General features: G+C 37.3%; 8 protein-coding genes. 4 read left to right on the forward strand and 4 right to left on the reverse strand.

What is annotated here, in order from left to right; translation table 11 throughout:
* Window positions 1–182: 182 nt before the first annotated feature.
* Both MM239_RS16815 and MM239_RS16820 read right to left on the reverse strand, forming a co-directional pair.
* Window positions 183–713, reverse strand: a complete 531-nt coding sequence (locus MM239_RS16815) for a fasciclin domain-containing protein (protein ID WP_241349416.1) — start codon at window positions 711–713, stop codon at window positions 183–185.
* Between the two features lie 26 nt (window positions 714–739).
* A complete protein-coding gene (locus MM239_RS16820) occupies window positions 740–4,066 on the reverse strand; it encodes a TonB-dependent receptor (RefSeq protein ID WP_241349417.1) in 3,327 nt (1,108 codons plus the stop codon).
* 366 nt (window positions 4,067–4,432) lie between these two features.
* Here MM239_RS16820 and MM239_RS16825 point away from each other — a divergent pair, with 366 nt between their 5' ends.
* The 3 genes from MM239_RS16825 to MM239_RS16835 all read left to right on the forward strand — a co-directional run bounded on the left by MM239_RS16825 (window position 4,433) and on the right by MM239_RS16835 (window position 10,063).
* The gene (locus MM239_RS16825) at window positions 4,433–5,116 is read left to right on the forward strand and encodes a lysoplasmalogenase (protein WP_241349418.1); all 684 of its coding nucleotides are present in this window, start codon (window positions 4,433–4,435) and stop codon (window positions 5,114–5,116) included.
* 83 nt (window positions 5,117–5,199) lie between these two features.
* A complete protein-coding gene (locus tag MM239_RS16830) occupies window positions 5,200–5,844 on the forward strand; it encodes a hypothetical protein (RefSeq protein ID WP_241349419.1) in 645 nt (214 codons plus the stop codon).
* Between the two features lie 715 nt (window positions 5,845–6,559).
* Entirely contained in the window at window positions 6,560–10,063 is a 3,504-nt protein-coding gene (locus tag MM239_RS16835) for an SNF2-related protein (RefSeq protein WP_241349420.1), read from the forward strand.
* Between the two features lie 343 nt (window positions 10,064–10,406).
* On the opposite strand, the gene aspS is transcribed toward MM239_RS16835, so the two are convergent.
* On the reverse strand, window positions 10,407–12,161 hold the full coding sequence (aspS, locus tag MM239_RS16840) for an aspartate--tRNA ligase (RefSeq protein ID WP_241349421.1): 1,755 nt from the start codon (window positions 12,159–12,161) through the stop codon (window positions 10,407–10,409).
* Window positions 12,162–12,467: 306 nt separating this feature from the next.
* Here aspS and MM239_RS16845 point away from each other — a divergent pair, with 306 nt between their 5' ends.
* Complete coding sequence (locus MM239_RS16845; RefSeq protein ID WP_241349422.1) at window positions 12,468–13,739, forward strand: M23 family metallopeptidase; 1,272 nt, start codon at window positions 12,468–12,470, stop codon at window positions 13,737–13,739.
* A 100-nt stretch (window positions 13,740–13,839) separates the two neighbouring features.
* On the opposite strand, the gene MM239_RS16850 is transcribed toward MM239_RS16845, so the two are convergent.
* Window positions 13,840–14,877 carry an ABC transporter ATP-binding protein gene (locus tag MM239_RS16850; RefSeq protein WP_241349423.1) on the reverse strand — a complete coding sequence of 346 codons (1,038 nt, stop codon included), beginning with the start codon at window positions 14,875–14,877 and terminating at the stop codon, window positions 13,840–13,842.
* Window positions 14,878–14,893 lie beyond the last annotated feature (16 nt).

Raw genomic sequence — 14,893 nt, forward strand, 5'->3', positions numbered from 1 at the left:
AGTTTTGCCGCCAGCTTCCTTCAGATTCCACTTCGCATTGGACACCCTTGCTCTTGGCTAGTGGTTGGCGATTACAAACCCCCACAGTGGACTTTCACCACCTAGTTAGTTACCATGCACGGCACACCATAAAAAAGGGAAGTCGTTTAAGACTTCCCTTTCCTTTTTAAAGAATCTTAATATTAAGGAACTAAAATTTGATCGATAACGTGAATCGTACCATTACCTTCAGTATTAGATCTCAAAATATTGACGCTTTGTCCATTTAAGGAAACAAGTTGACCTTGTTGTCTAACTACAGCGATATTACTTCCTGACAAAATCGTCTGAATTGAATTAAAGCTACCTGTTCTCAAATCACTTACTGAGACATTTGGATTTGCAATGTGAAAACGTAACACGTTAGCCAAATTCGGAACATCAGCTGGTGAGCTAAAGTCATTCTCGGCTAGAAAGTCCAAAAACGCTTGATTTGTTGGAGCAAAAACTGCTCTTTGATCTTGTGTTCTATTTCCTACTAGGTTTCCAAGAAGGTTATTAGCCTCAACTAGTTCTAAGAAAATACTAAGATCAGCTTGCTCAGCCAAAACATTACTGAGTATAGGCTTTTCAGTCAAGCCTGTAGGCTCTAAAGCAAAGTCCTTGTCTATACAACTTGAAAAAGCGAAAAGAGCAATCACAAGTAGTAATGAAATTTTATTTAGATATTTCATAATAAAGTCTTTTTTTAAATCACAAATTATTTAAATATGTATCTCACACCAACTTGCGCACTCCAAGTTTGCGATAAGGCAATCAAAGATTGTGTAGTGGTAGAAGGATAAACATTGGCTTGACCTGGTTGCGCATTGATAGTAAACATTGCGTTTCCATTAGCGTCAGTACCTTGATAGTTCATAATACTTCTTTGGATTGTTTGATCACTCACACCCCAAGAATCAGAAATCATGTTACCAAAGTTCAATATATCTAAAGAGAACTGCAACTTATGCTTGTTCACATCCTTAGCCAAGTGAATATCTTGTTTTACACTAAGGTCAAATCTATGCAGCCAAGGCATAATTGCACCGTTTCTTTCAACTACTTGACCTCTTCTATTTCTCAAATAAGGATCTTGTTCAATATATTGATTCAAAATATCCCACTGTTCAGCGGCTGTTTGAGTTATTACACCTCCAGATACTCTATTGATTAATTGTGAATCTTCAAAGCTTTCTGGAACATACATTAATCTAACACCTCCACCATCTCCAAAATTTCCTGAATAAGTGTAAGAGAATCTATTTTGCTCACCTCCAGTATAGAAGAGTGTGAATTGAGTATTATTTAGTTCATTCAAGCCTTTGGTATTGAATGAAATCAAACCAACTACCCTATTTGGTTGATCAAATCTAGAAAAACCTCTTTCGGGATTATTTCTATCTTCCTGAACTCCTTGAGGCCATAATGACGCTGCCTGAGAACCTCCATCAAGACCAAAGTCAGTTTTCCTACTTCTTGTGTATGCCAAGCTAGTAAAAATCCCTTTACCCCAATCTCTCGCTAATGTAAATGTAATAGATGAATAAATACCATCATTGATATTTGTCAAGTAGAACATTTCATTGATTCTTTGACCTCCGCCGATATCAATACCTTGAGTGTATGTAGGATAATTGTTACCTGCTACATTAACAACATTGCCAGTAGGAGTACTTAGCAAGTTAGCTGAGAATGGGGTATTATAATCTCTAGAATAAATTCCTTCAACTGAGAAAACAAATCCATTTCCAAATGCATAATCTGCTGCCAAATTTGATCTCCAAGTTTGTGGCATTTTAAAACTTGGGTCTGTGATGTTGATTGAAGCAGTAATTTCTGGCTCTTGTTCAGCTGGATTTGGCCTGTAGAAATTTGGATCTGGCTGAAAGCCTTGCCACTGATTATCATCCCAATCTGCTGGAAGTCTTCCTATACCACCTCTCGTCACACCGTTTGCATTGATCTGATTAGAAAGGTGAACGAAAATTGGTCGACCTGTGAACAAACCTGTTCCACCGCGCACTTGTAGCGTATTGTCACTTAATGCATCCCAGTTAAATCCAACTCTTGGTGAAAATACTGGATTTACTTTAGGGAAACGACTTACATCTGGAGAGATAAATTCACCTGGATTTCTAGGGTTCTCTAAAGATAGATTAAGTGCTTCTAGTCTTTCATTTCTAGGAGCATCCATTGGATAGAATGGAAGATCCACTCTAATACCTCCTGTAATTTTCAAGTCATTAGTAACTTGAAACTCATCTTGGATATAAACACCAACCTGACCAAATTCTACCCTATCAGTTGGTAGCACATTAGGATTGTTTTCATCATAAGAAAATCCAATAGCAAAACCGTCAGGGATAATTGCAGGATTTCTATTAATCACACTTTCTACGAAAGAATCATATGAGTTATATCTATACCAAGAATCCCAAGTTGGATTGAAGGCATTGTCAAATGTCATGTATTCAAAGTTGACACCTGCTGTTAGTGTATGACGACCTACAAAATAATTGAAATTGTTTGTGATATTAAAAGTCTTGTTATCCAACAAATTTCCAGTTGTAAACAACTCATTACCTAAAGACATGTAATAAAGTGGGGTAGAGCCTTGAAATTCAAGAATTTCAATCATCGGGAAAGTTTGACCTCCTGGGATTCCTCTTTGAGTTACAGATGAGGTGTAGCCAATGTTCAATGAATTGGCCATATTTGTACCAATTGTTGAGTTCAGTTCTGCAACAATAGATGAAACTTTGTCTTCGGATGTATAATTAGCATTTGCAAAAGTCAAAGCTTCAATGCCAAATCTATTGGTATTGGTAAATCTTTGACTTCCTGGTAAACCTCTTATACTATTTCCATTGATTCCTACATCACGCAATTGCTGGAATCTATTGTATCTTAATACAAGCTTGTTCTTGTCATTGATATTATAATCAAAACGAACGTTCAATCTAGAAGCATCATCTGCAAACGGAACATTTTCATAACCACCTGTTTCATATCCATAAATTGATCTCATTTGATCTCTTACAAAATCTGCTCTATCAGCAGTAACTCTCGAAACCGTTTGACTGTTAGGTAACAAACCTTGAGAAGGTCTAGCTGCCAATCTGTTATCTCCTGGCAATGCATTATTTTCCATTTCAGCACTTACGAAGAAAAACAATTTATCCTTTATGATTGGACCACCCAATGCAATACCATTGATAGTAGTCCTTGATTCAGAAAAAGGAACATCTACCCCCCCATTCAATGTAACACCTTGTGTTCTATCATTTCTAAACAAAGTATAGGCAGTTCCTTTCCATATGTTACTTCCTGATTTTGTAATTGCATTTACGTTTGCACCAGTAAATCCACTTTGACGCACATCATACGGTGCTATATTTACTTGCACCTCTTCAATTGCATCAAAAGAGATAGGGTTTCCACCTGCAAATTGGCTAGAACCTAAACCAAAGTTGTTGTTGTAAAGGTTACCATCTACAGTGTAGTTGTTATATCGCTGATCTGCTCCAGCAAAACTAGTTCCATTACTTTGAGGAGTAAGTCTAGTCAAATCATTGATACTTCTGTTAATTGTAGGCATACCTTCAATTCTTTCTCTGCTTAAAGTAGTAGAAGCACCAGTTCTATCAGCATTAAAAACATCTCCCTGTCTTCCGATTACCTCAACAGCAGTCAATTCCATTCCGTCTGATAACTTCGCATTTACGGTGAATGATTGACCCAAAGAAAGATTGATGTTTTGAAAAATTTGATCTTCAAAACCTACGAAACTTACTGTAACAGTATAAGGTCCACCTACTCTTAGATTTGGCAAAACAAATCTACCTTCGATATTTGATACTGCTCCATACCTTGTGCCAGACGGAGTATGGACTGCTACGATATTTGCTCCAGGTAAGGTTTCTCCTAGTTCATCCGTAACAACACCTTGCATACTTGCAGTTGTTACCCCCTGAGCAAACAGTACTGATGTACTTAAAATCAGTAAGGTTAACCCAACAAGACTCTTTAGTAATAATTGCCTCATAATTTTTTGTTTTTGTGGAAAATTTAAAATTTCAGTTTTAGGATTTACTTTGTTTTTCCGAGTACAAATGTATAGGACATTGACAAGTATTTTTTTTTGTAATTGTTAAGTTTTAACATTAATTCACAATATTACTTAACAATTCCTTAACATTGAAAAAAGAAGGAAATTTTCTTTTTCCCTCATTTTTTACATTTCAAACGGTTTAAACCACTCAAAACGCCATTGATACTGCTATTATGTTTTTCAATCTTGTCACATGTTAAGTAATCTTTATCCAAATGTTAACTGTCTCAGTGAGCTGGATGAGATTCTAAAAATTAGCTATCTTTCCACCATAATTACCTCTAAAAACCAATATCTCTTATGCGTGACAACAATATCGTTTGGCTCTATTTATACCTTTTAGCATGCTTCGTAGACCTCTATTTTATAATAGATAACCTAGAATCCTACAGGATATATAGCAAGCCTCTGATCATGATATCCTTGGGCGTTTATTTCTGGCAGATTAGTAAAAACATTGCCGGCACTTTGATCAGAAAAGTGATGTTAGGTGCCATTGTGTTTTCATGGCTTGGCGATGTGCTACTAATTTTTCCTGCCCTTTTTCTATATGGCCTGGGAGCCTTTTTAGTCGCACATCTTTGCTATATCATTAGCTTCAAGATCAGTCAACAGAAGCCATTTGAGATAGGGAATGTCAATTTTATCAAACTTTTTCTATACAATCTCCCCATTTATATACTTGCAGCTTATGTCTACTTTCTCATCCAATTCAATCTTGGCTCACTAAAAATTCCAGTAATCACCTATATGCTCGTCATAGTAGCTATGGTGACGATCTCTCGGGAGAGATTTAACAAAACAAGCCCCTCAAGTTTCTGGCAAGTATTTCTTGGAGCTTTATTTTTCTTGGTTTCGGACGGGATTTTGGCTATCAATATGTTCTATCAATCATTCCCAGAATCAGGTGTATTGGTGATGGGGACTTATACAATGGCACAACTCCTGATTATTATGGGAATTAGAGCGCATTATTTAAGATAGTATTAATGAAAACTAATTTCAAAAAGATAACAACACTTTTAGGACTATATCGTAACTAAAACCATACCTAAACATAAAGCAACATGAAAAAAATCATTCTCCTTACACTATCTTTATTAGTTGGTCACCTAACAGCATATGGTCAAAGTAACCTTTGGGATGTTGACGGTTTTACAGCTTCGCAAGATATCATTATAATTGATGAGTTACCTGAAAAAAGTGAAATGAAAAGAGGAGATTTAATTTTTTCCAAAGCGAAAGGGGTATTTTCATTTTCACCTATCAACTCTATCAATAATCGAGCTTTGGATAAACTTAAAACTGAAGCATCAATGAAAGGTGCAAGTCATATTTATATTACTAATCAATCAGTGGAGAACTCTGTATTTTCAAAGACTTCAAATTATACTGCACGAATTCTCAAACAAAAATCTGTCGGTAAAAGTAAGGTTGAAAATATTATAGAAGGAAAAACGCTTACCAGAAGGTTAGAAAGAAGTTTTTCTAGAAATGCATGGAAATCTAAATTATCTATGAGAAGCGGTAATTTTGATTTAGATACTTCAAACCCTATTGTTGAAAAAAATGGTAAACTCTATTTAAAAGAAAAAAATAGCACTAATGAATTTAAACACGAAATAATAGCTGCTGAAACAGATAAAATTATAATTTTGGAAGAAAAAAAGAAGGATTCTAGATTCTCTACAGTTATTTTGACCATTAATTAGGAAGGCTATTATCTGTAATACAACAATTTATAAAAGCTTAGATAATTGTTCATTTATCCAGAAAAATATCAAGTCCTAACCATACTGTGTATTTACACTCCAATAAATTTTATAAGAGCTAAAAGAGCTTTTTGAGTTAATTTAATAGATATCAAGTCCTTTCAGGGCTAAGCTGTCCTGAGTAAGAGTGCACCCAAGGTGACTGATACCTTGGGATAAAGTATATTAGGCTTTCAGCCTATTCTTAGTGTACAAATAGCCTAGCATAAAGCAACCTCTTAAATAGGAAACTAAGCTATCACAAAACTCGAATCAGCTTAAACTATTCCTTGAAAGGGAAAAATACCTCAACCCCAAGACAAGGCCTTGGGACAGCTAACCTTTACCTGCATACAGCGCCCCGTAAAGCCTGTCCCGTCCCAATCTATCGGGATTCGGGAGGCAGTAGAGAAAAACGCTATCCCAATAAGAGAGAACTTTGAGTTTGTAACAAGAATATCAATAAATAAAAGTTAAATCTTTAACCCTTTAAAAAAATCAAAAAAGCTCTTCGATTTACCTCGAAGAGCTTTTTTGATAGAAAATAGATAACATTAGGATTTTTTATGGGAGTGTTTCAAATATATCCTATATAAAGGCTCATGAGATAAATAAACTTACACACTCAAAGTCTCCCAAGATTTCTTAATTTTCCCTCAAAAATCAAAAGATAGTAATGGCAGAACAATTCGGTAAAACTTGGTGGGGCCAAAAATGGCTACAGGCACTCAACAATATAGATTATAGCAATCGGCTACCTAGGGGAGCTAGCTACGCAAGAAAAGGTGCCGTAAAGCAAATCAACATTAAAGATAACCGTATACAAGCAAAAGTTATTGGGAGCAGACCTTCCCCTTATAAAGTTGATATTATTTTGCCCCCATTTTTTGATCCTCAACTGAGTGATTTTATTGATTCAATTACAGAAAAGCCATTGATTATATCCAAACTCTTGAATAGAGAATTAGACCCTGAGCTATTGGATATGGCTGAGAAAGCAGGTTTAAAAGTCTTTCCAGAACAATGGACAGACTTCAAAATGCAATGTAACTGCCCTGACTGGGCTGTACCATGCAAACACTTAGCATCAGTTATTTATAAAACAAGTGCCGAAATAGACAACAATCCTTTTTTGGTGTTTGAGTTGCATCTGTTGAATTTAATTGAAGAGCTTCACAAACGTGGGTTTACATTTAGTACCAAAACTATAGAAATCCCCAAATTAAAAGAGTTATACTTTGAAAGTAAAAAAGATTCAGCAAAAGAATCATTTGACATTAAACAAGCTTATCAGAAACTACCATTCTCTTGTTTATCCCCTATCCATGAACCCCTACTTTCTTTACTAAGTGAATTCCCAGTATTTTATAATCAAAGTAGTGATTTTAAAGTAAAATACACCACAATAATCAACCGTGTGGTAAAAAATGCCGATAAAGTACTGAAAAGAAAATTATCTCTATCAGATATAGCAAAACAAACAAGTAAAGAAATAACAGAAATTAATACCCACAGTGTAAATCAGGTATTGCTTGACGAGACTTTTGAGGCAATAGTACGTGTAAATGATGAAGACTTTATGCTTAGCAATTTCATAGCCAAGCTAAGTCAAATCCCATCAAACAAGACACTCGATTATCAGCCATCTACTGCATCGCTTCATAGCTTGCTCCAACTCTCCCTTCATCTAATTTCTAATGGAGCCATAGTCCCTCAAATCATCCAACAACCAGACAAAACGTTATCCATTCGCTGGCTACCTGCTATGCTAAGTAAAGACGTCCGATTAGTTATGGACAAATTAAGTCAAATTTTACCTCCTGATATATTTTGGTGGAAAATGGCAAAAACAGAAAAAGCTATCAACAAAGACGTCGCCATCAACCTCCTTTCTGTTTTCCTTACAGAAATAGTGAGCCTTTTATCAGGTAGTACTTCGAATGATTTATTTCAGAATCTATTTTTTAAAAACAAAGAATATGCCTTTGATCAGCCTGGTGAATCTGAATCAGCAGGTGGCATTCAAACTTGGCTTCAAAAATACTACCTATCACAAGGGAAAATACGTCCTCAAATAGTAGTGTCTGAATACCTAGATGATGATTTTTTAATAGCCATCAATGTACAAAGTCCAGACAATGATGGCTCATTCATTCCTCTCAAAGAGATACTGGATCAGCCTACCTATGAAGAATTGCAGCTAGAGGTCTTGCAAACTATGGCTACACTTTGTGTGTTTGTGCACGGTCTGGAAGAACACATCAACACTAAGTGTGAAAAACCTATCCAAATGGATAGTGCAACTTTCACCCCGTTTTTGCTAAATATGATTCCTATCATCCGATTGCTCGACATAGATATCTTGTTACCAAAATCATTACAAGAAATTCTCAAACCAAAACCAAGTCTCAAGATCAAAAAAAAACCAGGGAAATCATTTTTACGCTTAGAACAGCTTCTTGAATTTGATTGGCAAATAGCCATTGGAGACACTTTGATGGATGAGGATACTTTTAAAAAGCTTCTCAATAAATCAGACGGTCTCATAAAATACAAATCACAATATATCTACGTAAACTCAGATGAATTAGAAAAACTTCACAAGCATTTTTCTGGAAATTCAGAGCTTAATTCCTTCCAACTTTTAAGGTCAGCGCTCAGCGGAGAGTATTTTGGAGAAAAAGTAAACCTAGATGAATCGGTAATCCAGATGATCAATGAGCTAGGTACTGTAGAAAACATAGAGCTTCCTCAAGACCTGAATGCACAATTGAGACCATATCAGCATCGTGGTTTTTCATGGATGTACCGTAATGCTAAAATAGGGTTTGGATCTGTAATTGCAGACGATATGGGTTTAGGAAAAACCCTTCAGGTCATAACCACCTTACTCAAATATAAGGAGGAAGGTCTATTAGGCACAAAAAAAGCACTCGTAATAACGCCAACAGGTTTACTCACCAATTGGCAAGCTGAGATAAAAAAGTTTGCCCCTTCACTCATCACATGCCTTTTTCATGGATCCAACAGAAAGATCGAACCAGGGTATGACATTCTTTTGACTTCCTATGGAATTGCTAGAACAGAAGCATCAAAGCTCAAAAAAATGCCATGGATGACAGTAATCATAGACGAAGCGCAAAACATAAAAAATCAGGACACCGCCCAGGCTAAAGCAATAAAAAGCATCAAAGCTGATAATTTCATTGCCATGAGTGGTACTCCAGTAGAGAATAGACTAAGCGAACTATGGAGTATCATGGACTTTAGCAACCGAGGATTGCTTGGTACACAGAAAGAGTTTGCAACACAATATGGAACTCCCATAGAAACATATAATGATCTATCAACTGCCGAGAAACTCAAAAAAATAAGTGCGCCATTTCTGATGCGTAGATTAAAAACTGACAAAACCATCATAAGTGACTTGCCAGACAAAATTGAAATGGATACTTATGGTTCTCTAGTAGGGGAGCAAGCAAGCTTATATGAAAAAACTTTAGAAGAGGCACTTATGGCCATCGAAGCTATTGATCCAAGCAATAGCAAAGAGTTATTTGTCAGACAAGGTCTAGTTTTACAGATGATCTTGGCACTCAAGCAAATCTGTAACCACCCAACTCAGTTTCTAAAAAACAAACGTATGGATGCTACTCTTAGTGGTAAAACGGATCTTTTATTTGAAAAATTAGACAGTATCAGAGAAAGTGGTGAAAAGGTTCTGATCTTCACACAATTCAAAGAAATGGGGAATTTGCTCCAACATTTTATAGAAGAACGATACGCAGAAAAGCCACTTTTCTACCATGGAGGCTGCACACTAAAACAGCGCAAAGAAATGGTAGAACAGTTTCAGCATAATCCTGCAGACAAAATTTTCATCCTATCTCTAAAAGCTGCTGGAACAGGACTCAACCTAACAGCTGCGAACCATGTCATACACTACGACCTTTGGTGGAATCCAGCTGTGGAAGCACAAGCTACAGATAGGGCATATAGAATTGGTCAGAAAAGTAATGTGATGGTTCACAGGTTTATCACCAAAAACACATTCGAAGAACGGATCAATTCAATGATACAGTCTAAAAAAGCATTAGCTGAAATGACCGTATCGACTGGAGAAAACTGGATAGGAAATCTGAGTAATAAAGAGTTGAAAGAACTTTTTGAGTTGAATTAATCAATAAATTGCCCTGTCAAGGCGTAGGTTGCCTGAGTAAGAATGTACCAAGGCGATACCTTGGGATAAAGTATGTAAAGCTCAAATCATTTATAATAAGAGAAAATAATCTTTCTCAAAACTCGATTCCGCTTAAACTATTCCCTGAAAGGGGAAAAATATATCAATTCTATGGCAACGCCTTGGGACAGCTAACCTGTCTCTACATACAGCGCCCTGAAAAGCCTGTCCCGTCCCGATCTATTGGGATTCGTGAGGCTGTATAGAAAAAAGCTCTTCGATTTACCTCGAAGAGCTTTCTAAAGTCCATGCATATTACCAACATATTGGCTACCAGCATGTTTTACTTTTTCACATCCAGCTGTATAGACAGTTCTTTCAATTGTTCATCTGCGATGGAACTTGGTGAATCTATCATAACATCTCTGCCTGAATTGTTCTTAGGGAATGCAATGTAATCTCTGATAGAATCAGATCCCCCAAAGATTGCACAGAACCTATCAAACCCAAAAGCAATCCCCCCATGTGGTGGCGCTCCATATTCGAAAGCCTCCATCAAGAACCCAAACTGCTTCTGAGCTTCTTCATCTGAAAAACCTAGATGCTTAAACATCAACTGCTGAGTAGCCCTATCGTGTATCCTGATCGAGCCTCCTCCGATTTCAACTCCGTTGATCACCAAGTCATAGGCATTTGCTCTGACAGCCCCTGGGTCAGTCTCTAACAAGGGAATATCCTCCTTTTTGGGAGAGGTAAAAGGATGGTGCATCGCATGGAATCTATTGGTATCCTCGTCCCATTCTAGCAATGGAAAATCCACAACCCAAAGTGGCTTGAAAACATTCCTATCTCTCAACCCTAGCTCTTCGCCCATTTTGAGTCTCAACTCAGACATTTGTTTTCTGGTGCTCTTCGCATCTCCAGACAATACCAAAATCAAATCACCAGGTTGTGCATTGGCAAGCTCTGCCCATGCCTTCAGGTCTTCTTGATTATAAAACTTATCTACAGAAGACTTGAAAGTCCCATCTTCATTGCATTTCACATATATCAAACCTTTGGCACCGATCTGTGGTCTCTTCACCCAGTCAGTCAAAGCATCAAGTTGCTTGCGCGTGTAGTCAGCCGCTCCAGTAGCACAAATCCCTACTACCAATTCAGCTTGATCAAAAATTGGGAACCCCTTTCCTTGAGCCCAATTATTCAACTCAAAGAATTTCATATCAAACCTCAAATCTGGTTTATCATTACCATAATACTTCATGGCATCTGCGAAGGTCATTCGCTTTACCTCTTCAAGTTCGACTTCTTTGACATTCGTAAACAAGTGTCTTACAAGACCCTCAAAAGTATTCAAGATATCCTCTTGATCCACGAAGGACATTTCACAGTCGATCTGGGTAAATTCAGGCTGTCTATCAGCTCTCAAATCCTCATCTCGAAAACATTTTACGATTTGAAAATACCTGTCAAAACCACTTACCATCAGCAATTGCTTGAAGGTCTGTGGAGATTGTGGTAAAGCATAAAATTCACCTGGATTGACCCTGGATGGTACCACAAAATCTCTTGCACCTTCTGGGGTAGACTTGATCAATACTGGGGTTTCTACTTCGATGAAGTTTTGAGCATCCATGTACTTTCTCGTCTCTTGCATCATTCTGTGGCGAAGCTGTAGCTTTTCTCTGACCACATTCCTCCTCAAGTCAAGGTACCTATATTTCATCCTAAGCTCATCACCACCATCTGTCTCATCTTCTATAATAAACGGAGGGATCTTTGCCGCATTAAGAATCTTAAGAGCTGTGGCTTTGATCTCAATATCTCCAGTAGGCATTTTATCATTCTTAGCTGCTCGCTCTATAACCTCACCTGTAGCTTGCACTACATATTCCCTACCCAAGGAAGCTGCCTGGTCTAGCAAAGTTTTGTCTGTAGATCCTTCTTCAAAAATCAATTGGGTCACACCATAACGGTCACGTAGATCAAGCCAAATTAGCCCACCTTTATTTCTGACACGTTGTACCCAACCCGCAAGGGTCACTTTCTTATTGACATCTGCGAGGCGCAATTCCCCACAAGTATGAGTTCTCAGCATGATTTGAAATCTTTTAATTTTAAGGTCGACAAAGATATACAAAGTTTAGCACTATGCTAAAGCCATTCAAAAGAATGCTTAAAATCAGCACAAATCAGCAATGAAACTTAATTTATATTGAAAAATCACAAAAATATCTGTGGCATAAAATCTTTTGACATTCTCTCCGTTAGCTAAACAGTAAGCTGTACATTGTATTCAAAGAAATGTAACTTACATCTCTTTCAAAAATCTGTCCAAATTAGATTTGGAAATTGACCGAAATTTAAATTTCTTTGAAGATAAGAACCCGAATTAAATAGAAGAATGCAAAAAAAGTGGATTGGCGTTGGACTTTTGTCGTTAGCCTTAGGAAGTGGACTTTATTATTTCTGGAATGATTTGAGTCCAGAAAATCACGAAGAACAAATAGTCGAAAATTTTGAAGAAGAACTAGAGGAAGATTTGCTCCTCTATGGCATCAAGATAAACAAACTAGACGTGATAGAAGGCTACGTCGGCAAAAACCAAACCCTCTCAACTATCCTCGCCCCATTCAATGTTCCTTATCAAATCATCGATGAGATAGCCAAAAAATCCAAAGACATTTTTGATGTCAGAAAAATTGCCTTCAACAAAAAATTCACTGTTCTTACTGAAAGAGATTCCTCTCAAGCTCAATTTTTTATCTATGAGCCAAACCCATCAGAATTTGTAGTATTCAAACTCAACGAACTTGAGATTTATAAAGAAGAAAAACCTGTAGAGCTTCGGAAAATCGAAGTAGGTGGTGAAATCGATCAAAACCTCTCTGTCAATATGAGTAAATTGGGCATTACCAATGACTTGATTGATCAGTTTGCCGATTTATTTGGATGGTATGTAGATTTTCAGAGACTTCAAAAAGGAGATAAATTCAAGGTAGTATATCATGAGAAGATAGTAGAAGGAAATGTTGTTGGAATAACTGATATCGAAGCTGCTTATTTTTTGTACAAAGGTGAGGAATTCCATGCCATTCCATTTGAACAAAATGGTGAAACCAGTTTCTTTGATCAAGAAGGTAATAGCTTCAAAAAGGCATTTTTGAGAGACCCTCTCAAATACACTAGAATTAGCTCTAAGTATAACCTGAACAGGTATCATCCTGTGCAAAAAAGATATAAGCCCCATCTGGGAACTGATTACGCTGCTAAAACAGGCACAGAGATTAGGACTGTAGGAGATGGTACTGTCGTGGAAGCTCGTTACACAAATGCAAATGGAAACTATGTAAAAATCAAGCATAACGGCACCTATACTACACAATACCTTCATATGTCCAAGATTGCATCTGGAATGACTCCAGGAAGTAGGGTAAAGCAGGGTCAAGTGATCGGCTATGTGGGAGCCACAGGGTTGGCGACAGGCCCTCACTTGTGTTTTAGATTTTGGAAAAATGGTAAGCAAGTAGATTGGTTGCAGGAGAAAATCCCACCATCCGACCCTATACTTCCAGCCAACCAAATGGCATTTGATCAGGTTCGAATGGAAAAACTTCAGCTTTTGGCAAGTATTCCCATCAGTTTCCCTACTGAAAAATTAGTAGCCCAGAAATAAAAACAAAAGCTAGTCATCGGACTAGCTTTTGTTTTTATTTGTCCTTTTCTTCTACTTGAATTCCTTACGATGAAAGTTTTTCAGCACACCCTTAATACGCTTAAAAAGCTTCCTCAATATCATATTTCCATAGGTAAAAGAAAGCATTACCCAAATTATCAAAGACTCGACCCGGATTGGTCCTGATCGATACGCTGTAACCTTGCTCATCCGAAATCTTCACCAACTGATGGCTTCCAAAATAAGCTACTTTTACAATATTTCCAGTCAGTTGCTGCCCTTCACGCTGTACTACTTCAGCATGCTCTGGTCTGAACATTAACCTGACCTTAGATTTGTATTTCTTTGCTTCAGGATCAGCTATATATCCAAAACTTGTATAAAAACCATCCTCACTCGGATTAGCAATGAGTTCATTTCTTTTGCCAAAAAAATTTGCCACATAAGGATTTACTGGATTTTCGTATAGGTTCTTCGGTACATCTATTTGCTGTAAGTAGCCTTTGTGTAGAATAGCAATCCTATCAGCGGTAGATAAAGCGTCTTTCGTATCATGAGTTACAAAAATTGCAGTTATCCCAGTCATCTTGATGATTTGCCTGATTTCCTCCCTTACTTGATCTTTGAGTAAGGCATCCAGGTTGCTAAATGGTTCATCCATAAGCAAAATCCGAGGATTTGGAGCTATCGCTCGAGCAAGTGCCACCCTTTGTTGCTGCCCACCTGAAAGTTGATGTGGGTACTTGCCGTGATCTTCAGTAAGTCCTACCAGCTTCAAGGTTTCCTTAGCGATAACTTCAGCTTCTTTTTTGGGTTTGGAAATTCCATAAAGGACATTCTCCAAAATCGTCAAATGGGGAAAAAGTGCGTAGTCCTGAAAGACCATTCCCACTTTACGCTCATGTGCAGGCACAGATTTTTTGCCCTCTACTATTACCTGCCCGCCCAGCGCAATTGTCCCTTGATCAGGATGCTCAAGACCAGCAATCAGCCTTAGCAAGGTGGTCTTCCCAGAGCCACTTTCGCCAACTAACGCCAAAATCTCTCCTTCATTGACAGAAAAAGACACTTTATTGACTGCAAAATCTTTTGCTTGGTCGTATTTCTTATTGATTTCTTTTAATGTAAGAATCTGCATCCTAAGAAGTTCATTT

It is taken from the genome of Belliella filtrata, assembly GCF_022549775.1.
GTDB lineage: Bacteria > Bacteroidota > Bacteroidia > Cytophagales > Cyclobacteriaceae > Belliella > Belliella filtrata.